We start from the raw sequence: 21230 nt of genomic DNA on the forward strand, positions 1-21230 counted from the left end.
CACCCGGCGCCGCCATGAGGGGTGGAGTGCATGACGACGAGCATCGGCCTGGGTATGCCGACGGGTCCCAGCGCGCTCGGCGGGCTGGGCGACGTGGACGCCGAACGCAGCGAGATGCTGGCGGGGATGCGCACCGGGGAGGTGGGGATGATCCACTCCTGGGAGCTGGTCACCGCGGTGGACGGCCCCGGCACCCGGATGACCACCTTCTTCTCGGGGTGCCCGCTGCGGTGCCTGTACTGCCACAACCCCGACACCCTGAAGATGCGTGACGGCAAGCCGGTGCGAGCCGAGGACCTCCTCGCCCGCATCCGCCGCTACCGCAACGTGTTCAAGGCCACCAGGGGTGGGATCACCCTCTCGGGGGGCGAGGTCCTGATGCAGCCGGCGTTCGCGCACCGCATCCTGCGGGGAGCCAAGGAGATGGGCGTCCACACCGCGTTGGACACCTCGGGTTTCCTCGGTCGCAATGCGAGCGAGGAGTTCCTGGCGGATGTGGACCTCGTGCTGTTGGACGTGAAGTCCGGACTCCCGGAGACCTACCGCCGCGTCACGGGCCGCGACCTGCAGCCCACCCTGGACTTCGGGCGTCGCCTGGCCGACCTCGGGATCGAGATCTGGTTGCGGTTCGTGCAGGTCCCCGACCTGACCGATGTGGACGAGAACATCGAACCGATCGTGCAGTACGCGGCGAGCCTGAGTTCTGTCAGCAGGGTGGAGATCCTCCCGTTCCATCAGATGGGGCGGGAGAAGTGGGCCGAGCTGGGGCTGCCGTACGAGCTGGGGGAGACCCAGCCGCCGGATGCCGCGCGCACCGAGCAGGTGCGCGAGATGTTCCGGGCGGCTGGGCTCACCACCTACTGAGCCCCGAGGGGACCACGGGCCTCAGGATCGGTGTCCTCCCACGTCCGCGACGCCCTCGGGCAGGAACCGCGCACCCCGCACACGCTGGGACCAGCCGGTGCGGTCCAGGTAGGGCGTGATCCCGCCGAGGTGGAAGGGCCAGCCGGCGCCGAGGATCATCGCGGTGTCGATCTGGCTCGGCTCGCTGATCACGCCCTCGGTGAGCATGAGGTCGATCTCCCGGGCGAGCGCCTCCAGCACGTCCTCGCGCACCCCGACGGCGTCCAGCACGGGGCCGCGCTGACCGGCCGGGTCGCGGTGCTCGTCGAAGACGGCCTGCAGCGAGGGCGCCACCCGCTTGGGGAGCCCGGGCGCGGGCGCCTCAGTCACCACGGTGGCACCGGTGGCCACGATCGCCTCCAGGCCGGGGGAGCGGGGGAACCGCTCGCCGAGGTCCTCGCGCAGCGAGGTCAGCACGTGCAGGCCGACGGCGGGGCCCACCAGGTCGAAGAGCTGGAACGGCGGCATCGGCAGCCCCAACTCGTCCAGCGCGTGGTCCGCCTGCGTGACCGGGGTGCCGTTCTCCACCGCCGCGATGATGCGGCCCATCAGCAGGACCAGGAGCCGGTTGACGATGAACCCCGGACGGTCCGCCGAGGCCACGGCGCTCTTGCCGAGCGCCTTGGTGACCGCGAACGCGGTCGCCAGGGCGGACTCGTCGGTCTGCTCGGCACGGATGACCTCCACCAGCGGCATCGCGGCCACAGGGTTGAAGAAGTGCAGGCCCACCACCCGCTCGGGGTGGCGCAACTGTGAGGCCATCGCCGTGACGGAGAGCGCGGAGGTGTTGGTGGCCAGGACCGTCTCGGCCGGGATGATCTCCTCGAGTTCGGCGAAGACCCGCTGCTTGAGCTCGAGCTTCTCGGTGACGGCCTCGATGATCAGATCACAGTCGGCCAGCGCGGTGATCTCGGTGGTCGCCGAGACGCTCCCGAGCACCCGTGCCGCGGCACCCTCGCTGAGCCGTCCGCGCTTGGTGGCCTTCGCGACCTCGCGGGAGACGTGGTCGAGGCCGGCCTCGGCGCGCGCGGTGTCGATGTCGCGCATCACGACCGGCACCTTCATCTTGCGCGCGACCAGGTAGGCGATCTGCGCGGCCATGAGCCCGGCGCCGACGATGCCGACGCGTCGCACGGGTCGCGCCGCCTCCTTCGGCGGCGCGCCGGTCGGTCGCTTGGCCGCGGTGGTCAGGCCGAAGGCGTACACGCTGGCACGCATCTCGTCGGTCATCACCAGGTCGGCCAGGGCCTCGTCCTCGGCCACGAAGGACTCCGCCACGCTGCGGTCGCGGGCGCGCTCCATGAGGTCGAGGGCACGGTGCGGCGCCGGACGCGAGGTACCGACCACGGCGTCGAGCTGGGCGCGGGCGACGGCGAACGCGGCATCCGTCGAGGCCCGGGACTCCGGCTCGGGGCGCGTCGGCGTGATCTCACCGCGCAGGACGGCCGCGGTCCACGCGATGGAGCGCTCGAGGAAGTCCGCCGGTTCGAACACGGCGTCCACGAGCCCGAGGCGGGCGACATCCGGGGCCGAGAGGTGCCGGCCCGTCATCCCGCGGGTGAGGATGATGTCCAGCGCCGCCGGGGTGCCCACGATCGAGGCCAGGCGGGTGGCACCGCCCCACCCGGGCACCAGGCCCAGGGAGGTCTCGGGCAGTCCGAGCGGCCGGGCGGTGGCGGAGACGGTGCGGTAGTCGCAGGCGATCGCGAGTTCCAGCCCGCCGCCGAGGGCCACCCCGTTGACGTACGCGAACGAGGGCACGCCCAGCTCCGCGAGCAACTGGTAGGCCGCGTGCCCGTCGCGACCGAGAGCGAGCGCCGCGGTGCGCTCGTGCACCTGCGAGACGCGCTTGAGGTCGGCGCCGGCGGCGAACACGTACGGCTTCCCGGTGACGGCGACCGCCGCGATCTCCCCGGCGGCGGCGCGTTCGCGCAGACCGAGCAGCACCCCGGTGAGCTCGTTGATGGTCTCCGGACCCAGCGTGCTGGGCGCGCGCAGGTCACCGTTGTCGAGGGTGATCAGAGCGAGCGTGCCGCCGCCGCGGGGGGCGTCGGTGGTGGGCAGGTCGACGTCGCGGACCAGGACGCGGGTGGTGGTCACTTCTTCTCCTGCGGGGTGTAGTCGGGGTGGTGGGGGTTCTCCCACACGGCGGTGGCGCCCTGGCCCAGGCCCACACACATCGTGGTCAGGCCGTAGCGGATGCTGGGGTCGGCCTCGAAGCGCCGGGCGAGTTGCACGGCGAGGCGGACCCCGGACGCGGCGAGTGGGTGGCCCATGGCGATCGCGCCGCCGTCGGGGTTGACGATCGGGGAGTCCTCTGCGATGCCGAAGGCATCGAGGAAGGCCAGCACCTGCACCGCGAAGGCCTCGTTGATCTCGATCGCGCCGATCTGCCCGATCTCGAGGCCAGCCTGCGCCAGGGCGATCTCGGTGGCGGGCACGGGACCGATGCCCATCAGGGCCGGGTCCACGCCGCGGTAGGCGTAGGAGACCAACCGCATGCGGGCGGGGGTGCCCAGGTCGGCGGCGACGTCCTCGGCCATCATCAGGCACGCCGTCGCCCCGTCGGTCAGCGGCGAACTGGTGGCGGCGGTGACCCGGCCACCGGGGCGGAACGGGGTCTTCAGGTCCGCTATCCCCGCCAGGGTGGTCTCCGGTCGGGGCGGTTCGTCGGCGGTGGCCAGGCCCCACGCGCCGTCCTCGCCGCGCACCGCGACCGGCACCAGGTCGGCGTCGATGCGCCCGGCGGCCAGCGCCGCGGCGTAGCGCTGCTGGCTGCGCACGCCGTAGGCGTCCGCGCGTTCGCGGGTCAACGCAGGGTAGCGATCGTGCAGGTTCTCGGCGGTGGCGCCCATCACCAGGGCGTCGGAGTCCACCAGGCGTTCGGTCATGAACCGCGGATTCGGGTCGGCACCGTCGCCGAGCGGGTGGCGTCCCATGTGCTCCACCCCGCCGGCCAGGGCGATGTCGATCGCACCGACCGCGATCTGCGCGGCGACCTGGGTGGTGGCTGTCATCGCTCCGGAGCACATCCGGTCGACCGCGTAGCCCGGTACCTCCTGGCCGAGACCCGCCAGCAGGGCCACGGTGCGCCCCAGGGTCAGTCCCTGGTCACCGGACTGGGTGGTGGCGGCCATCGCGACCTCGCCGATGCGGTCGGGGCTCACCTCGGGGTGGCGGCGCATGAGTTCGCGCACGAGGGTAACGAGCAGGTCGTCGGCGCGGGTGGCGCCGTACAGGCCATCAGGCCTGGCCCGCCCGAACGGGGTACGGGCGCCGTCCACGAGGACGACGCGGCGCCCGAGCATGCCGGTGGTGGTGGATGTGGTCACGATTGCGCCTCCGGGGTGTCGCTGCGATGCGACTGGACGTCGATGTCACAGGACACATTACCTGAGACCCGGCGTACCTGAAACCCGCCGTACCGGAAACCCCGCCTCGCTACGCCGCGTCGTCCGGCACACTCGCGGGGTCGCGCAGCGCCGCGGCGATCGCCGGCGCCGTGAGTTCGGTCTGCCAGGCGCGCGCGCCCAGGACCCGCAGCCGCTCCCCGACGGCCTCAGCCGTGACCGGCGAGGGCGGATCCCACGCGATCCTGCGTTGGGTGTCGGGTGTGAGCACGTTCTCCTGCGGTGTGCCGACCTCGCCGGCGATCCGGCGCAGGGTGGCGCGCACGGCACGCAACCGCTCCGCCTCCTCGGGGAAACGGGGCGCCCAACTCCGCGACGCCGGCATGTCGTCGGTTCGCGGCCCCCGCCGGGAGGGCAGGTCCTGCTCCGGTAGCGACTGGGCCCGGGCGACGGCCGCCCACCAGCGCTCCACACGCCGACGCGTGCCGCGTCCGCTGAACTCCGGCAGCCGCGCCAGTCCGGCGCGGTCGCGCGGCATGGCCGCGGCTGCCGCCACGATGGCGCGATCGGGCAGGATCCGGCCCGGGGCGGTGTCCCGCTCGCGCGCGACCTCGTCACGGGCGTACCAGAGCTCCCGGGCCACGGCCATGGCCCGGGAGCCGCGCAGGGTCGTGATGCGGGAGAGCCGCCGCCACGGCTCCACGCGTGCGGCAGGGGGTGGCAGGGTGCGCACGTGCTCGAACTCCTGCTCGGCCCACGCCCACTTCCCCTGGGACTCCAGGTCGGCGTGGAGCGCGTCGCGCAGGTCCACGAGCACCTCCACGTCCAGCGCGGCGTACCGCAGCCAGTTCTCCGGGAGGGGGCGTGTGGACCAGTCCGCGGCCGAGTGCTCCTTCGCGAGCCCGAGCCCGAGTTCTGCTGCGACGATGGCGCCCAGGCCCACCCGATCGCGGCCCAGGATCCGGCCGGCGAGCTCGGTGTCGAAGAGCGCATCCGGTGTCATGCCGACCTCGCGCAGGCACTCCAGGTCCTGGTTGGCGGCGTGCAGTACCCACTCCACGCCGCGCAGTGCCTCGTTCAACACGCTCAGATCGGGCAGGGCGATCGGGTCCACCAGCGCCGTACCGGCCCCGGCGCGGCGCAGTTGCACGAGGTAGGCGCGCTGGCTGTAGCGGAACCCGGATGCGCGCTCGGCGTCGACAGCGACGCTGCCGCTGCCCGCCGCGAGCGCCTGCGCGTATCGGTGCAACTCCTGCTGCGTGGTGATGACGGCGGGCACGCCCTCGCGGGGCTCCAGCAGCGGTTCGACATCCTGGCCCGTGGCGGCCCGCGTGTCCTCAGCCACGACGCCTGCGCTGGGCAAGGGTCGTGACGTTGGCGGGCAGCGGCGGGAGCCCACCGGCCCAGGCCGTGGCCGTCGCCCAGGCGGCCAGGTGACCCGACAGGTCCGTCCCGTGCGGTGTCCAGGACGCCCGGATCTCAATCTCCACCTGGTTCTCCCGGACCTCGAGGCCTCCGAAGGTCTCCGAGAGCACCCGGGTCACGGTGCCCGAGAGCGCGTGGTAACTCGCCCCGGCCTCGTGTAGCGAATCGGTGAGCCACGACCAGGCGACCTGACCCAGCAGGGGGTCCTCGCCGAGCTCGTCCTCCAGGGTGGCGCGTACCAGGACCACCACGCGGAAGGTGCCCTCCCACGCCTCCTGGCCCTCGGGATCGTGCAGCACCACGAATCGGCCGTTCCCGAGCATGTCCTCCACCTCGCCGGTGGCGTTCACCTCGGCCGTCAGTGCGAGCGCCCAGGGCGCGATGCGGGTGGGAGGGGGTACCTCCTCCAGGTGCACCTCGGGGCGCGTCTGCACGCCGCGCAGGCTCAGCAGCGCGGCCTCGAACTCCTCGGGAAGCCCGGGCTCGTCGGTCGTGGACACCTGGCCAGGGTAGAGGGCAGCAGCCGGGGTGACGGTGGGGGCGCGCCGAGGAGGTCTCGCCTCGTGCTCGTCCGGGTCAGGTTCCCAGGCGGGAGGTGCCGGCGTACATGTGCAGCACCGGCAGGCCCAGGGCATCTTGTGCGCGATCCGCCCAGGATCGGTGCACCGTGTCCTCGAAGGCGTGCGGGTCGGTCACGGTCAGGACCTGCAGCACGTCCCCGGCGGACTCGGACTCCTCGCGCAGGGTGGCGATCGGGTCGTCGGCCACGACGCCGGCGGCCACCTCGAGCCCGGCAGCCTCCATGGCCTCGCGGCTGGCGGTCAACACGGCCTCGGCGGGGTCGTGGCCGCTGCGCTCGCCGGTCATGCTGTCCCACGCCTCGCGAAGGTCGAGCAGCGCGAGGGAGTCGATCACCTGCAGGACGACGCTGCGGGAGGTCTCGGTCGGCACGATCAGTCGGTAGCGCACGTCCTCGCTCGGAGAGACCGCCTCGATGTTGGCGATGTCCCGGTCGGAGAGGGCGTGCTCGGTGAGCACCAGAACGGTCTGCGGCATGTGGGTCCTCCTCGTTGCGCTGCCTCCAGCCTAGACGCCACGGCGTTCGCCGCTCGCGCCGTAGGCTTCCTCGTGTGTCCGAGTCGCAGTCCTTGACCTCGCGCCAGCCGCGCGTCACCCCCGACGACCTGCTCGCCGGTCTCGTCCCGCCACCGCAGTTCGCCGCCGCGACCTTCTCCTCCTACCGGCCCGACCCCGCGCACCCCTCCCAGGGTGAGGCGATGGCGCGGATGGCGGATCTCGCGGACCAGATCCGCACCCCGCGCCGCCGAGGGTTGTTGCGACGGCCCGTTGCCCCGCCGAGCCTGTATCTCGACGGTGGCTACGGGGTCGGCAAGACCCACCTGCTCGCGGCCCTGGCTCACGAGATCGGTCCGGAGCGCTCCGCGTACGGCACGTTCGTGGAGTACACCCACCTGGTGGGTGCGCTCGGGTTCGCGGAGTGCGTCCAGGTGCTCTCCCGACGCGCCCTGGTCGCGATCGACGAGTTCGAACTGGACGACCCGGGCGACACCGTGCTGATGTCCCGGCTGCTACGCGAACTGGCGGACGCCGGCGTGACCCTCGTGGCCACGTCCAACACACTGCCCGAGGCGCTGGGGGAAGGCCGCTTCGCCGCCGAGGACTTCCTGCGCGAGATCCAGGCGCTCGCCTCCCGGTTCGAGATCCTGCGCATCGACGGGCCCGATTACCGGCATCGTTCCGGTCTGCCGGAGCACGAGGGGCTGTCGGTGGCGCAGGTGGAGCGTGCGCTCGAGGGAGCGTTGGCGAGCGGTGCGCGCGTCAGTTGTGACGGGTGGGACGCCCTACTCGCCCATCTCGCCACGATCCACCCCTCGCGGTACGGGGCACTGGTCGACGACCTGGATGCGGTGGTGATCACCGGGGCGCACGGGATCGACGAGGACATGGTCGGGTTGCGTCTCGTGGTGCTCGTGGACCGCCTGTACGACCGTGACCTGCCGGTCCGTCTCGGACCGAGCGGCGTGGCGGATCTGTTCAGCGAGCGCATGCTCGCCAAGGGATACCGCAAGAAGTACCTGCGCGCGCTGTCCCGGCTGGGTGCGCTGACACACCGCGAGTGGCCTGGCGAGTGACCACGAGGTGGTTGCGACGTCGGGACCGGCGTCGAGGGCCTACGGGAGGTGCGCCAGCGCGGCGCGCAGTCGATCCGCCGCCTGAGCGAGCTGGTCGGGGCTTGCCTGCTCGCCCTCGATGTGGCGGAAGTCCTCGGGCCCGGTGGTGGGGAAGACGTGCAGGTGCAGGTGCGGCACGCCGTATCCCTGCACGACGAGCCCGATCCGGTTCCCCCCGAACGCGGTGAGCTGAGCCCTCCCGATCCGCTGCGCCACGGCAGTGAGGTGTGCCAGCAGATCCGGATCCGCCTCGATCCAGTGATCGATCTCGGCCCGGGGCACCACGAGAGCATGACCGGGGGTGACCGGGGCGATGGTGAGGAAGACGACGCACTCCGGGTCGGAGTGGATGATCTGGCCGGGAATCTCGCCGGCGATGATCTGCGTGAAGAGCGTGGCCATGGCACGAACGTACCGGAGGGCGAACCCGAGGTTGGGGCTCTGGCCATCGGCGTGCCGAGCACACGCACGTGCGCTAGCGTGTGATCCAGGCCATTCGGCCTCCACTCTTGTGAGCCGGTGGTGTGGGGCGCCCCGGAGAACGGACGGCTATGCGAGCACAGCGGTTGGCATGGGTGACGAGCCTGGTCGCGGTGTTGGCGCTCGTGCTCGGTCCGGGTGCGATGGCCACGCAGGTCGACCCGGCGGACCAGCGCCGCTATAAGGCTCCGATCGATCTCGCGCTCATCCAGGCGAGCGGGGTCCATGGCATCGACACCCACATGGACGACCTGATCCCCGTGGACTCCGCAGGCCCCGGTGCATGGTGGGAGTCCGCGCACGTGGTCGCGATCCCGCCTGTTCTCGAGAGCGCGCAGGAGGAGGACGACCCGCGGGTGGCGCCGGACGCCGAGGCGTCCGACGCCGGGTGGGTGCATCCGCTGCCGACCGGCCGCTTCGCATCCCCCTTCGGCTACCGCGCAGCGATCCCCGGGGTGACGGTGGGTGGACTGCACAACGGCATCGACATCGCGGCGCCCCTGGGGCACCCGATCCGGGCCGCGAGCGCCGGCACGGTGCTCTCGGTCACCAATGGGAGCGCGCAGTACGGCGGGATCTCCGGGTGGGTCGTGGCGCTCGACCACGGTGACGGGATCGTGACCACGTACAACCACATGTCCCGCAACGGCGTGTTGGTGGCCGAGGGTGAGGAGGTCCTCGGCGGCGAGATCATTGCGGTCGTCGGGAACGAGGGCCGCTCGACCGGTCCGCACCTCCACTTCACCGTTCACATCGAGGGCAACGCGGTGGACCCGGTGGTGTTCATGCGGTCGCGCGGGATCGACCTGGAGTCGGGGACGCGCATCACGCCCGTGCCGCTGACGGAGGACTGGTTGGAGGCTCAGGAGAAGCTCCGCTCCGGGGCGTACGCCCCGACGCCGACGCCCACGCCCACGCCCACGCCGACACCCACGCCGTCGCCGTCGCCCACGCCCACGCCGACACCCACGCCGTCGCCCACGCCCACCCCGACACCCACGCCGTCGCCCACGCCGACACCCACGCCGTCGCCGACACCCACGCCGTCGCCGACACCCACGCCGTCGCCGACACCCACGCCGTCGCCGACACCCACGCCGTCGCCGACACCCACCCCGTCGCCGACACCCACCCCGTCGCCGACACCCACGCCGTCGCCCACCCCGGACCCAGGCCCCGAGCCGAGCCCCGAGCCGAGCGCGACCGAACCGACGCCGACCCCGAGCGCGACCGCGGAGTGAGGCACGTCACAGGCTAAGTCGCCCCTTCGTTGTTGCAAGGTTAGGCAGTCCTTTGTAAGGATCGCCTCACCAACTTGTTTCAACGATGGAGCCCCGCATGCTCAAGTCTGTCCCGGCGCGCCGCCTGCTCGCGCTGACGATCGCGCCCGCCCTCTTCCTCGCCGCGTGCAGCAGCGGGGACTCGTCCGCCGACACCTCCGACTCCGCCGAGGGCACCGAGTCGAGCGCTGCCGCGGACGAGGACACCGAGGCCGTGACGATCACGGACAACTACGGTGAGGTGGAGGTCCCGGTGAACCCCGCCACGGTGGTGGCGCTGGACAACCACGTGTTCCAGACCCTCTCGGACTGGGACGTCGAGCTCGTGGCCGCGCCCAAGGGCATCATGGGGTCCGTGTGGCCGGAGTACACCGAGGACGAGTCGGTGGCCGACATCGGCAATCACGGCGAGCCCGACCTCGAGGCGATCATCGCCGCCTCGCCCGAGTTGATCATCGGCGGGTACCGCTTCCAAGGCCACTACGAGGACCTGGTCTCCCAGAACCCCGACTCCGTGGTGATCGACCTCGCACCGCGTGAGGGAGAGGACGAGGTGGCCGAGCTGAAGCGCCAGGCCACGGCCCTGGGGGAGATCTTCAGCCACCAGGACGAGGCCGCCGCCCTGAACGAGGAGTTGGACGCCGCCATCGCCGCCGCGAGCGAGAACTACAACGGCACCGACACCGTCGTGGGTCTGATCACCTCCGGGGGTGAGATCTCCTACAGCGCGCCCGGCACCGGTCGTAGCGTCGGCATGGTGTTCCCGGCCCTGGGGCTGAACGCCGCGATCGAGTCCGACGCCGAGGACCCCACCCACGGTGACGACATCTCGGTGGAGGCGATCGCCGAGGCCAACCCGGACTGGATCATCGTGCTGGACCGCGACGGCGCCGTGCCGCCGGAGGGTGAGTACGTCCCGGCCAGCGCCGTGATCGAGGACTCCGAGGCTCTCGCCGGCGTGAGCGCCGTCGAGAAGGGCCAGGTCATCGTGCTCGACCCCGCCTTCTACCTCACCGAGGACATCCAGTCCTACACCACGCTGTTCAACCAGATCGCGGATGCCTTCGGCTCTGCCTCCTGAGTCGCGGACTGCTGATACCGAGGTGAGCACGATCCAGGCGCGTGGCGCCGCACCCAGTTGGGTGCGGCGCCACGCGCTGCTGCTCGCAGCACTGGTCACCGCGGCCCTGGTCGTCGTCTCGTTGTTCGTCGGCGTCTACGACCTGAGCAGCGAGGGCGGCGGGGAGATGTTCCTCATCACCCGGGTGCCGCGCACGCTCGCACTCGTGCTCGCGGGCAGTGCGATGGCGGTCAGCGGCCTCGTGATGCAGCGCCTGACGCAGAACCGTTTCGTGGAGCCGACCACGAGCGGCACCACCGAGTGGGCCATGCTGGGGCTGCTGCTCGTGGTGATTCTCTGGCCGCAGGCGAGCCTGACGGTGCAGATGATCGCCTCGAGCCTGACCGCGTTCCTCGGCACGCTGGTCTTCATGGCGATCCTGCGCCGGATCCAGGTGCGCACCACCCTGGTGGTGCCCGTGGTCGGGATGATGCTCGGAGCGGTGGTATCCGCCTTCACCACCATGATCGCGTTCCAGACGAACTACCTGCAGATGCTGGGCACCTGGTTCATGGGTAGCTTCACCTCGGTGGTGCGGGGTCAGTACGAGGTGCTGTGGCTCGTGGCCGCCGTGATGCTGATGGTCATGCTCATGGCCGATCGCCTCACGGTCGTGGGCCTGGGTCGGGATGTGGCCACCACGGTCGGGGTGAACTACGAGCGCGTCCTGTTCGCCGGGACAGCGTTGGTGGCCCTGGCCACCGGGGTCACCACGGTGGTGGTCGGGTTCCTCCCGTTCGTCGGTCTGGTGGTCCCGAACATGGTCTCGATCCTGCGGGGCGACGACCTGCGCGCGACCACACCGTGGGTCGCGCTCGGCGGCATCGCCCTGGTCACCGCGTGCGACATCGTCGGGCGCCTGATCCGCTGGCCGTTCGAGGTGCCGGTCGCGATGGTGCTCGGCGTCGTGGGCGCCGTGGTGTTCATCGCGCTGGTCCTGAAGGGAGCCCGACGTGACTGACCTGGACACGAGCGCGGTCGAGGTCCGCGCACCCTCCGCTGCTCCCGCCGTGGCCGACCACCCGCCCCGCCGCCACCGGGTCCGTCAGGCCTGGCGCACACACCATGACGGCGCCGTGACGCTCATCGCGCTCGCGCTCGCGCTGGCATGCGCCGTGGGCATCCTCACCTGGGCGATCCCGGTTCCCCTCACCCACGCCGGGTTCCCCACGATCGTGGCGATACGGCTGGAGTCGGTGGCCACGATCGTGCTGGTCGGCGCCTCACAGGGCGTGGCCACACTGGTGTTCCAGACCCTGGTGGGCAACCGCATCCTCACCCCCGCCGTGCTCGGTTTCGACGCCCTGTACCGCCTCGTGCAGACCGCGCTGGTGTTCTTCCTCGGCTCGGCCGCACTCGCCGAGACCGACGGCCTGGTCAAGGTGGGCCTGCAGAGCGCGCTCATGGTGGCCTTCGCCACGATCCTGTACGGCTGGTTGTTCACCCGGCTGCGGCTGTCCCTGCACGTCACCCTGCTCGTGGGCATCGTGCTCGGCATGGCCTTCTCCTCCGCCGCCACCCTCATGCAGCGCATGCTCACCCCGAGCGAGTTCGACATCCTGGCCGCCCGCCTGTTCGGGAACATCTCCACCGCGGACGGTGCCTACCTGCCGTGGGCCGCGCTCGTGGTCGCCGGCGCGTGCGCGGTGCTGTGGCGTCGCCGCTACGTGCTCGACGTCGTCGCCCTGGGTCGCCAGACCGCCACCAGCCTGGGCGTGGCCTACCGCCGCGAGGTCCTGATCGTGCTGGTGCTGGTGGCGGTGCTGGTCTCGGTGTCGGTCTCGCTGGTGGGACCGATGACGTTCCTGGGGTTCATCGTGGCGATGCTGACCTACCAGCTGGTCCGGGAGCAGACCCACGCGCGGATGCTGCCCATGGCGGCCGTCCTGGGCACCCTGGCACTGCTGGCCGCCTACTTCGTGCTGCGCCACGTCTTCTACGCCGGCGGGCTGGTGACCGTGGTCATCGAACTCGTCGGCGGCACCCTGTTCCTGATCTACCTGCTGCGTAAGGGACTGCGATGATCGACCTCGAGGCCGTCTCCAAGAGCTACGGCGACGTGCACGCCCTGGGACCCGTGGACCTGCGGATCCCCTCCGGGGGCGTCACCGCCCTCGTGGGCCCGAACGGCGCCGGCAAGTCCACGATGCTGACCATCGTGGGCCGTCTGCTCGGCGCCGATGCCGGCACGGTGCGGGTGGGGGAGTGGGACGTGGCCACCACCAAGCCCCGCCAGCTCGCGCAGCACCTGGCGATCCTGCGGCAGGAGAACCAGATCGTGGCGCGGCTGACGGTCCGGCAGATCGTGGCGCTCGGCCGGTTCCCGCACTCCCAGGGGCGCCTGGACGCCGCGGACGCCGTGGCGATCGAGGGCGCACTGGAGTTCCTGGACCTCCTGGACCTGCAGGACCGGTACGTCGATGAGCTCTCCGGGGGCCAGCGGCAGCGCGCGTTCGTGGCGATGGTGCTGGCCCAGGAGACCGAGTACGTGCTCCTGGACGAGCCCCTGAACAACCTGGACATGCAGCACGCGGTGGCGATGATGCAGCGGCTGCGCCGCGCCGCGCTGGACCTGGGGCGCACGATCGTCGTCGTGGTGCACGACATCAACTTCGCCGCGGCCTATGCCGACCGCATCGTGGCGATGACGCAGGGGCAGGTGCGGCACATCGGCACGCCCGAGGAGATCATGACCCCCGAGGTGCTCTCCGAGGTCTTCAACACCCCGGTGGACGTGGTGCAGCACGGCGACCGGCGCGTCGCGGTGTACTGGTAGGACCGGGCAGGCTCAGGAGTGCCGGGCGAACTTGCGCGCCTGGTTCACCATCGCGACGGCGATCCACGCCCAGCGCCGGGGGTGACGCTCCGCGCGGTAGTACAGCGGGTTGGTCACGGCGCCGGCTCGGCGCAGCCGCCGCACCAGCGCCGCGGAGTCGGGTGCGTACCTGTGCAGCACCGCGAGAGGCACCACGGTGAACAGGTGCTCGTGTTCACCGGTGATGCGCTGCGCCGGAACCTTCTCCAGGTAGGCGTTGACGTACATCTCGGCGATGTCGTAGCCCGATGCGGTCACGGCATAGCCGCTGCGACCCACCCGCGGGTTCACCTCCAGCACCCGGTAGGTGCCCTCGGCGTCCCGCTTCAGGTCCACGTTGGCGAAGCCGGTCATACCGAGGTGGCGCAGCACGCGGATCACGTCCTCCAGCACCTGCTCCACGCCCGGGTGGGAGCCGGGGACCGTGACCTGTGCCACGGAGTTGCCCAGCGCTGTCGGCGTGTGCTCCTCCAGCAGCACCCGTCCCAGTTGCGCGAACCTGACGGCACCGTCGGGGTCCAGGAAGACGTTGACGGCGGCCATCGCATCATCCGCGCCGGGTACCCGTTCCTGCACACAGACCTGGCCGGTCATCCCCGCCGCTCCCATCCGGGCGAGCAGGTCGTGCAACGCGGCCAGGTCGTGCACCGTGTGCACCTTGGCCTGGCCCGGGTAGGACACCTCGTGCGCCGCGGCGGTGGAGGCCGGCTTCACGATCAGCGGGAAGTCCGCGGGTAGGTCGGCGGCCGCCGGTGCGCTCCCGGGCTCGACCACGAGGGTGGCGGGCGTCGCGACGCCGAGTTCAGCGCAGGCGTGCGCCAGGGCCGCCTTGTCCCCGACCCGCGTGACGATCTCGCGTGAGGCGTAGGGCACCAGCACATGACCCGGGCCCGCCTCGAGTTCCTCGCGGACCTCCAACAGGGTCGCCAGCCGCCAGTCCGCGCTGGCCAGCACCAGGTGCTGCGCACCGGGCTGCTCTGCCACGACGGCGCGCAGCGCAGCGAGCATGCCGGCCGGCTCGTCCAGGCCGTCGGTGATGCGCAGGTCCACCGCCACCGAGTCGCGCACGGGTCCGGTGGCCACACCGGCCAGCACGACGCTGCGCACGCCGTAGCGCTCGTGGAAGGTGCGGGCGGTCGCGTAGGCGCCGATGTCGCCGCCGAGGACGATCGGGCGCACGGGAGGAAGGGTCACGTCGGGAGCCTAGTCGGCGAGTGCGGCACCGCGAAGCACCGCGACGCCGTCCGGCGCCAGGTCGACTCCCGACCTCGCCTCCCGCCCCAGCGCGTTGGCGTCCCACCCCAGCAACAGCAGCCCCTCCAGGTGGACCACCTCCTCGCCGAGATTCACGGCTACCTGGACGCACTCGGCTCCCTGTCCGCGCTCCATCAGCAGCACCGGTCCGCTGACGCTGACCCGGGTGTCATGCGCTCCGTTGCTGCGAAGCGCGGCCAGATCCCGCCGCAGCATGATCAGGTCGCGATGCCACGCCAGCACCCGGGAGTGCATCCCGGTGGAACGCTCCTGCCAGCGCAGCACACTGCGCTGGAACGTGGCGGGATCCTGCGGGTCCGGGACCTCCACGTCGCTGGTCCACCCGTGGGAGGCGAACTCGCGGCGGCGGCCCTGCGTGACCGCGCGCCCCAGGTCCGGCTCCGGGTGGCTGGTGAAGAACTGGAACGGCGTGCTCGCCGCCCACTCCTCACCCATGAACAGCATCGGGGTGAACGGTGAACACAGCACGAGGGCCGCGGCGGCCGCAACCCGTCCCGGACTGAGGGAGGCGCTGGGCCGATCACCGGTGGCACGGTTGCCGATCTGGTCGTGGTTGGCGGCAAAGACCACGAAGCGGTCGCGGGGTACGTCACCCACGGGCCGGCCCCAGTCGCGGCCGCGGAAGGTGGAGTAGCCGCCGTCGTGCACGAACACCTCGGTCAGGGCCTTGGCCATCACCTCACCCGAGCCGAAGTCCACGTAGTACCCCGCGCGTTCGCCGGTGAGCCAGGCGTGCAGGGCGTGATGGACGTCGTCGGCCCATTGCGCCTGCATGCCGCGGCCGCCCTCGGCGGTGGGCGTCACCATGATCACGTCGTTGAGGTCGGACTCGGCGATCAGCGTGAGGGGGCGGCCGACCTCCTCGGCGAGGTCCGCCACCCGGTCGGCGAGTTCTGCCAGGACGTGCCGTGGGGAGTCGTCGACCAGGGCATGCACCGCGTCCAGGCGCAGCGCATCGACGTGGAAGTCCCGCAACCAGGACAGCGCCGAACCAATGAGGAACTCCCGCACCTCACGGCTGCCGGGCTGGTCCAGGTTCACGGCGCTGCCCCAGGGCGTCTCGTGGGCGTCGGTGAAGTACGGGCCGAACTCGCCGAGGTAGTTGCCCGAGGGGCCCAGGTGATTGTGGACCACGTCCAGGCACACCGCCAGGCCCCGCGCGTGGGCGGCGTCCACGAACGCCTGCAGGGCAGCGGGCCCGCCGTAGGCCTCGTGCACCGCCCACAGCGCCACGCCGTCATACCCCCACCCGCGAGGGCCGTTGAACGCCGCGAGCGGCATGAGCTCGACCACCTCGATGCCCAGATCCACCAGGTGATCGAGCCGCTCGATCGCGGCGTGCAGGGTGCCGCCGGGCGTGAAGGTGCCCACGTGCAGTTCGTAGGTGACCGCGCCGCGGGCGTCGCGGCCCGCCCAGGACCCGTCCCGCCAGGCGTGGGCCGAGGGGTCGAAGACCCGCGAGGCGGCATGGACGCCGTGCGGCTGCCACCGGCTTCGGGGGTCGGGCCGCGCGTCGCCGCCGTCCAACCGGAAGGCGTAGTCGGTGCCCGGGTCGAGCACGGGACCCCGGAACCACCCGTCCGCCTCGGGCACCATCGGCGTCTCGGTATCGCCGGTCACCAGGGTGACCTCGCTCGCCGTGGGCGCCCAGACGCTGATCGCGGTCATCGCCGGGCCACCAGGAACGCCACGGGGGAGGTGGTCAGGATCTCCTCCAGCGGCACCGAGCCGCCGGGGAAGGCGAGGTCCGGGTATCGCGGGTCCACCCACGTCGCCCCGTCCGGGAGGACCACCTGGGCCCCGCGCCAGCCGCCGACGCGCGCCAGGGCGGCCGGGTGGCGGGTGACGAGCGTGACCGCGTGGGGTTCGCCGTCCAGCTCTCGGGCGTAGGCGACGGCGTGGCCGGAGGAGATCGGCAGGGGCCGGTATCCCGCTCGCTCGCCGACGAAGGCCTCGGGGGCCGCGCGCCGCGCCCGCAGCACCGCGGCGAGAAGCTGCAGCTTCTCCTCTCCGAGAGTGGTGGGGTTCTCCCGCTCCAGGCGCGCCAGCATGGCGTGGAGCGCCTCGTGGTCCACCGGGCGCCGGTTGTCCGGGTCCACCAGGGCGATGGAGGTGGTCTCCGTGCCCTGATAAACGTCGGCGACACCGGGAAGGGTGAGTTGCAGCAGGGCCTGGGCCAGGGTGGCGGCCCGCACGGAGGTGGCGGTGCGCGTCACCCAGCGTTCCATGAGCGCCGCGACGTCCCCATCCGCCAGGACCCGTTCGGCGAACCGCATCATCCTGCCCTCGCGCGCGCCGTCGGACTCGGTCCAGGTGGTCCAGTCCTTCGCCTCCCGCGCGGCCTTGAGCAGGTACCCGGTGAGTCGGTCCGCGGCGAGGGGGCCCTCCTCGGTCCAGGTGCCGGCGAGGGTCTGCCACAGCAGGTTCTCGGTGCGGGGGTGCAACCCGCTGGGGCGGAAGTGGGCCGTGGCGGCCCGGAGCGCGGCCACGAGGTCCCGCCACGACTCGGCGTGCTCCGAGAGCACCCCGATCCGGGCGCGCACATCGGCGCCGCGCTTGGTGTCGTGGGTGGTGCCCGCGGTCATGCTCGTGGGCCACCGCTGCTGCATCCGACCCGCCCACGCGTGCAACTGGTCCGGGGCGATCGCGAAGCTGCTGGGTGAGGAGCCGACCTCGCACAGGCTCGTCAGGTGGGTCCACCGGTAGAACGTGGTGTCCTCCACGCCCTTGGCCATCACGGCGCCGCACACCTGCTGGTAGCGCACGATGATCTCGTCCCGGCGGGGCTCACGGGCCTTGCCGGCGCTGCCCACCTCACGGCCGAGCAGCAGGTCGACGACGACGGACAGCGTGTCGCCGCGCTCGCCCGAGAGCATCGCGGCCGCCCGCTCGGCGGTCTCCATGATCACCGCGGTCTCGTCGGGGTGGTTCTCGCCCGGCACGATGTAGGCGCGGTAGCGGTCCATCGCCACCACCATCGCCTTGACGCAGTCCAGCAGCGCGCGCCAGGTGTGGTCGCGCAGCCGGATGTCGTCGGCGCAGACCTCGGCGATGAGCTGGGCCAGGCGGTGCACCTCGGTGTACAAGGAGTCCTCGAGCACCTGCTCCTTGCTCGCCGCCACCAGCGCGGGGTAGGCCATCAGGTCATCGCCTGCGATCTGCTGCATGGTGGCGGCCAGCGGCCCGGACCCGGCCGGGTCGGTCAGCACCTGGTTGATGCGCCACGCGGCGTCGTACCCGGTGGTGCCGGCCACCGGCCAGTCGGAGGGCAGTTCCTCGTGGGGTTCGAGGATCTTCTCGGCCACGATCCAGGCGCCGCCGGTGGCCTCCCAGAGGCGGCGCAGGTAGCCCCGGGGGTCGGCGAGGCCATCCGGGTGGTCCACACGCAGGCCGTCGACCAGGCCGCTGCGCACGAGGTCGACGACGAGGGCGTGCGTGGCCTCGAACACCTCCTCGTCCTCCACTCGCACCGCCACGAGGGTGCCGACGTCGAAGAACCGGCGGTAGTTGAGTTCCTCGGCGGCCACCCGCCAGTAGGCCAGCCGATAGTGCTGACGTTGCAGCAACTGGGTGAGCGGCAGTGCCTCGGTGCCGGCCCGCACCGGCAGCACGTGGTCGAAGTAGCGCAGCACGGTCGTCAGCCCCCGGCCCGGGACCTCGATCTCCTCCAGGCTGATCTCGTCGCGGGCGAGCACCGCCCCGATGCGATCGCCCAGCAGCGGCATCAACAGGGTGTCGGAGGAGTCCCACTCCACGTCGAACCAGGAGGCGTAGGGGGACTCGCGCCCCTCGGACAGCACCGACCACAGCGCCGCGTTGTGCCAGGCGGGGGTGGGGACGGCCATGTGGTTGGGCACGATGTCCAGCACCACACCCATGCCGGCGGCGTGCGCGGCATGGCACAGCCGCTCCAGCCCGGCGCGGCCGCCCATCACCTCGCTGACCGTGGCGTGGTCCACCACGTCGTAGCCGTGCGTGGAGCCGGGTGCCGCGGTCAGCACGGGGGAGAGGTACAGGTCCGTCACGCCCAGCTCGTGCAGGTAGGGCAGGAGTCCGCGGGCGGCATCGAAGCTGAGGTCCGGCCCGAGCTGCAGGCGGTAGGTGGAGACCGGGGTGCGCCCCATCAGGCGTCACCTTCCCCGGCGTCGTCCCCGGCCGCAGCCGACGCCGCGATCGGGTCGGTGGCCCGGATGACCTCACCGGTCACGGTCGGGTCGGTGGCGGAGACGGCGACCTTCGGGGTGGTGATGTCCTCGTCCTCGCTCGGGCGGGAGAGCACCACGAGCGTGAAGGCCGAGAGGGTCAGGGTGCTCCCGGCGGCGAAGGTGTGCCAGTCCTCGATCGTGTGGTCGGTGTCCAACACCCCGGTCCACGCCTTGCCGTAGGCGCTCTCCGGCAGCGTGACCTCCACGGGCTCCGCACCGGCGTTGAACAGCAGCAGGAAGGAGTCGTCCAGGATCGGGTTGCCGCGCTCGTCCGGTTCGTTGATGGCGTCACCGTTGAGGAAGACCATGAGCGCGCGGGCGTAGGTGGTGTCCCATTCCTCGGGTGTCATCTGGGTGCCCGCCGGAGTGAACCAGATGATGTCCTGCGCCGGGTCGCCGTCCACGTCCTGGGTGCTCCCGGCGAAGAACCGGCGGCGGTGGAAGACCGGGTGCTCGCGCCGCAGCGCGATCACCTTGCTGGTGAACTGCAGCAGCGAGGCATTCTCCTCGCTCAGGTCCCAGTCCATCCAGGAGATCTCGTTGTCCTGGCAGTAGACATTGTTGTTCCCGCCCTGGGTACGGCCGATCTCGTCGCCGTGGGAGAGCATCGGGATGCCCTGGGACAGCAGCAGCGTGGCGAGGAAGGATCGTTGGCGCCGGCCGCGCAGCTCACGGACCGCCAGGTCGTCCGTGGGCCCCTCGGCCCCGGAGTTCCAGGACCGGTTGTGGCTCTCGCCGTCGCGTCCGTCCTCGCCGTTGGCCTCGTTGTGCTTGGAGTTGTAGGAGACCAGGTCCGCCAGCGTGAAGCCGTCGTGCGCCGTGATGAAGTTGATCGAGGCCATCGGCTTGCGCCCCGTGTGCTCGTACAGGTCGGCCGACCCGGCCAGGCGCATCGCGAACTCGCCCAGGGTGGAGGGTTCGCTGCGCCAGAAGTCGCGCACCGTGTCGCGGTACTGCCCGTTCCACTCCGTCCACAACGGGGGGAACCCGCCCACCTGGTATCCGCCGTCACCGAGGTCCCACGGCTCGGCGATGAGCTTGACCTGGGAGATCACCGGGTCCTGGTGCACGATGTCGAAGAACGCCGAGAGCCGATCCACCTCGTGGAACTGGCGGGCGAGGGTGGCTGCGAGGTCGAACCGGAACCCGTCCACGTGCATCTCGGTGACCCAGTACCGCAGCGAGTCCATGATGAGTTGCAGCACCGCGGGGGAGCGCATCAGCAGGGAGTTGCCGGTCCCGGTGGTGTCGAAGTAGTAGCGCTTGTCCTCGTCCACCAGCCGGTAGTACGCGGGATTGTCGATGCCCCGGAAGGACAGGCTCGGACCGAGCTGGTTGCCCTCGGCGGTGTGGTTGTAGACCACGTCGAGGATCACCTCGATGTCCGCCTCGTGCATCGCCTTGACGAGGGCCTTGAACTCCTGCACCTGCTCCCCGCGGGTGCCGTAGGCGGCGTAGGCGTTGTGCGGGGCGAAGAACCCGATGGTGTTGTAGCCCCAGTAGTTCGCCAGCCCCTTGTCCTGCAGCGTGGAGTCGTTGACGAACTGGTGCACCGGCATCAACTCCAGGGAGGTGACGCCCAGGTCCTTCAGGTGGGCGATGATCGCCGGGTGGGCCATGCCGGCGTAGGTCCCGCGGATCTCCTCCGGAACCTCGGGGTGCCGTTGTGACATCCCCTTGACGTGGCTCTCGTAGATCACGCTGCGGTGCAGTTCGTGTGCCGGGGGGTGATCGTGGCCCCATGCGAAGAACGGGTTGTGCACCACCGAGGTCATGGTGTGGGCGCGGGAGTCCAGGTCGTTGATCTCGCCCTCACCGGGCTGGTCGCCGAAGTAGTAGGAGTGCAGCGACTCGTCACCGTCCACGGTGCCGTCGAACGCCTTCGCGTACGGGTCCAGGAGGAACTTCGCCGGGTTGCACCACAGCCCAGCGGCCGGGTCGTAGGGGCCGTGCACCCGGTATCCGTAGCGCTGGCCGGGGGAGACCCCGGGCAGGTAGGCGTGCCAGACGTGGGCATCGACCTCGGTGAGTTCGATGCGTTCCTCGGTGTCGTCGTCGTCCACGAGACACAGCTCCACGCGTTCCGCCACGGAGGAGAACAGTGCGAAGTTGGTGCCGGTGCCGTCGTAGGTCGCACCGAGCGGGTAGGGGTGGCCGGGCCAGATCTGCATGGGTGCAACTGTCC

Annotated in this window: 17 protein-coding genes; 7 read left to right on the forward strand and 10 right to left on the reverse strand. The window is 71.3% G+C overall.

The window, feature by feature from the left end; translation table 11 throughout:
* The first annotated feature begins 30 nt into the window (after positions 1 to 30).
* Positions 31 to 864 (forward strand): pyruvate formate-lyase-activating protein, encoded by an 834-nt coding sequence (gene pflA / locus ATL40_RS05515; protein ID WP_098468662.1) that lies wholly within the window; start codon positions 31 to 33, stop codon positions 862 to 864.
* A 21-nt stretch (positions 865 to 885) separates the two neighbouring features.
* Here pflA and ATL40_RS05520 read toward each other — a convergent pair whose 3' ends face one another.
* The 5 genes from ATL40_RS05520 to ATL40_RS05540 form a co-directional block, all read right to left on the reverse strand.
* Positions 886 to 3003 carry a 3-hydroxyacyl-CoA dehydrogenase NAD-binding domain-containing protein gene (locus tag ATL40_RS05520; RefSeq protein ID WP_098468663.1) on the reverse strand — a complete coding sequence of 706 codons (2118 nt, stop codon included), beginning with the start codon at positions 3001 to 3003 and terminating at the stop codon, positions 886 to 888.
* Positions 3000 to 4211, reverse strand: a complete 1212-nt coding sequence (locus tag ATL40_RS05525; RefSeq protein ID WP_098470311.1) for a thiolase family protein — start codon at positions 4209 to 4211, stop codon at positions 3000 to 3002. The genes ATL40_RS05520 and ATL40_RS05525 overlap by 4 nt, the downstream gene beginning before the upstream one ends.
* Before the next feature lie 133 nt (positions 4212 to 4344).
* The gene (locus tag ATL40_RS05530) at positions 4345 to 5598 is read right to left on the reverse strand and encodes a ribonuclease D (protein WP_211283069.1); all 1254 of its coding nucleotides are present in this window, start codon (positions 5596 to 5598) and stop codon (positions 4345 to 4347) included.
* Positions 5591 to 6178 carry a DUF3000 domain-containing protein gene (locus tag ATL40_RS05535; protein WP_245866787.1) on the reverse strand — a complete coding sequence of 196 codons (588 nt, stop codon included), beginning with the start codon at positions 6176 to 6178 and terminating at the stop codon, positions 5591 to 5593. The genes ATL40_RS05530 and ATL40_RS05535 overlap by 8 nt, the downstream gene beginning before the upstream one ends.
* A gap of 76 nt (positions 6179 to 6254) precedes the next feature.
* The gene (locus tag ATL40_RS05540; RefSeq protein WP_098468665.1) at positions 6255 to 6734 is read right to left on the reverse strand and encodes a hypothetical protein; all 480 of its coding nucleotides are present in this window, start codon (positions 6732 to 6734) and stop codon (positions 6255 to 6257) included.
* Positions 6735 to 6808: 74 nt separating this feature from the next.
* On the opposite strand from ATL40_RS05540, the gene zapE reads away from it, so the two are divergent.
* Positions 6809 to 7831 (forward strand): cell division protein ZapE, encoded by a 1023-nt coding sequence (gene zapE, locus ATL40_RS05545; protein WP_098468666.1) that lies wholly within the window; start codon positions 6809 to 6811, stop codon positions 7829 to 7831.
* Positions 7832 to 7870: 39 nt separating this feature from the next.
* Here the strand turns inward: zapE and ATL40_RS05550 are convergent, their stop codons facing one another.
* On the reverse strand, positions 7871 to 8272 hold the full coding sequence (locus ATL40_RS05550) for an HIT family protein (protein ID WP_098468667.1): 402 nt from the start codon (positions 8270 to 8272) through the stop codon (positions 7871 to 7873).
* A gap of 173 nt (positions 8273 to 8445) precedes the next feature.
* On the opposite strand from ATL40_RS05550, the gene ATL40_RS05555 reads away from it, so the two are divergent.
* From ATL40_RS05555 to ATL40_RS05575, 5 genes are all read left to right on the forward strand, one after another.
* A complete protein-coding gene (locus ATL40_RS05555; RefSeq protein ID WP_169925884.1) occupies positions 8446 to 9591 on the forward strand; it encodes a M23 family metallopeptidase in 1146 nt (381 codons plus the stop codon).
* A 97-nt stretch (positions 9592 to 9688) separates the two neighbouring features.
* A complete protein-coding gene (locus ATL40_RS05560; RefSeq protein ID WP_098468669.1) occupies positions 9689 to 10711 on the forward strand; it encodes a siderophore ABC transporter substrate-binding protein in 1023 nt (340 codons plus the stop codon).
* Positions 10689 to 11711 carry an ABC transporter permease gene (locus ATL40_RS05565; protein ID WP_098468670.1) on the forward strand — a complete coding sequence of 341 codons (1023 nt, stop codon included), beginning with the start codon at positions 10689 to 10691 and terminating at the stop codon, positions 11709 to 11711. Before ATL40_RS05560 ends, ATL40_RS05565 begins: the two co-directional genes overlap by 23 nt.
* On the forward strand, positions 11704 to 12774 hold the full coding sequence (locus ATL40_RS05570; RefSeq protein WP_245866792.1) for an iron chelate uptake ABC transporter family permease subunit: 1071 nt from the start codon (positions 11704 to 11706) through the stop codon (positions 12772 to 12774). Before ATL40_RS05565 ends, ATL40_RS05570 begins: the two co-directional genes overlap by 8 nt.
* Positions 12771 to 13526 (forward strand): iron ABC transporter ATP-binding protein, encoded by a 756-nt coding sequence (locus tag ATL40_RS05575; RefSeq protein ID WP_098468671.1) that lies wholly within the window; start codon positions 12771 to 12773, stop codon positions 13524 to 13526. Before ATL40_RS05570 ends, ATL40_RS05575 begins: the two co-directional genes overlap by 4 nt.
* A gap of 12 nt (positions 13527 to 13538) precedes the next feature.
* Here ATL40_RS05575 and ATL40_RS05580 read toward each other — a convergent pair whose 3' ends face one another.
* The 4 genes from ATL40_RS05580 to glgX are packed head-to-tail and all read right to left on the reverse strand — an operon-like array spanning position 13539 to position 21216.
* Positions 13539 to 14759 (reverse strand): carboxylate--amine ligase, encoded by a 1221-nt coding sequence (locus tag ATL40_RS05580; RefSeq protein WP_143556869.1) that lies wholly within the window; start codon positions 14757 to 14759, stop codon positions 13539 to 13541.
* 9 nt (positions 14760 to 14768) lie between these two features.
* Positions 14769 to 16508, reverse strand: a complete 1740-nt coding sequence (gene treZ / locus ATL40_RS05585; protein WP_098468673.1) for a malto-oligosyltrehalose trehalohydrolase — start codon at positions 16506 to 16508, stop codon at positions 14769 to 14771.
* Positions 16505 to 18964 carry a malto-oligosyltrehalose synthase gene (treY, locus tag ATL40_RS05590; RefSeq protein ID WP_098468674.1) on the reverse strand — a complete coding sequence of 820 codons (2460 nt, stop codon included), beginning with the start codon at positions 18962 to 18964 and terminating at the stop codon, positions 16505 to 16507. Before treY ends, treZ begins: the two co-directional genes overlap by 4 nt.
* Positions 18964 to 21216, reverse strand: a complete 2253-nt coding sequence (gene glgX, locus ATL40_RS05595; RefSeq protein ID WP_098468675.1) for a glycogen debranching protein GlgX — start codon at positions 21214 to 21216, stop codon at positions 18964 to 18966. The genes treY and glgX overlap by 1 nt, the downstream gene beginning before the upstream one ends.
* Positions 21217 to 21230 lie beyond the last annotated feature (14 nt).

Source organism: Serinibacter salmoneus (genome assembly GCF_002563925.1).
Taxonomy (GTDB): Bacteria; Actinomycetota; Actinomycetes; order Actinomycetales; family Beutenbergiaceae; genus Serinibacter; species Serinibacter salmoneus.

What these genes read in the sequence shown, in the direction of transcription:
- pflA (WP_098468662.1), top strand. Translation starts at nt 31, where the DNA reads ATGACGACGAGCATCGGCCTGGGTATGCCGACGGGTCCCAGCGCGCTC.
- ATL40_RS05525 (WP_098470311.1), bottom strand. Translation starts at nt 4,211, where the DNA reads ATGCTCGGGCGCCGCGTCGTCCTCGTGGACGGCGCCCGTACCCCGTTC.
- ATL40_RS05540 (WP_098468665.1), bottom strand. Translation starts at nt 6,734, where the DNA reads ATGCCGCAGACCGTTCTGGTGCTCACCGAGCACGCCCTCTCCGACCGG.
- ATL40_RS05550 (WP_098468667.1), bottom strand. Translation starts at nt 8,272, where the DNA reads ATGGCCACGCTCTTCACGCAGATCATCGCCGGCGAGATTCCCGGCCAG.
- ATL40_RS05560 (WP_098468669.1), top strand. Translation starts at nt 9,689, where the DNA reads ATGCTCAAGTCTGTCCCGGCGCGCCGCCTGCTCGCGCTGACGATCGCG.
- ATL40_RS05565 (WP_098468670.1), top strand. Translation starts at nt 10,689, where the DNA reads ATGCCTTCGGCTCTGCCTCCTGAGTCGCGGACTGCTGATACCGAGGTG.
- ATL40_RS05575 (WP_098468671.1), top strand. Translation starts at nt 12,771, where the DNA reads ATGATCGACCTCGAGGCCGTCTCCAAGAGCTACGGCGACGTGCACGCC.
- treZ (WP_098468673.1), bottom strand. Translation starts at nt 16,508, where the DNA reads ATGACCGCGATCAGCGTCTGGGCGCCCACGGCGAGCGAGGTCACCCTG.
- treY (WP_098468674.1), bottom strand. Translation starts at nt 18,964, where the DNA reads ATGGGGCGCACCCCGGTCTCCACCTACCGCCTGCAGCTCGGGCCGGAC.
- glgX (WP_098468675.1), bottom strand. Translation starts at nt 21,216, where the DNA reads ATGCAGATCTGGCCCGGCCACCCCTACCCGCTCGGTGCGACCTACGAC.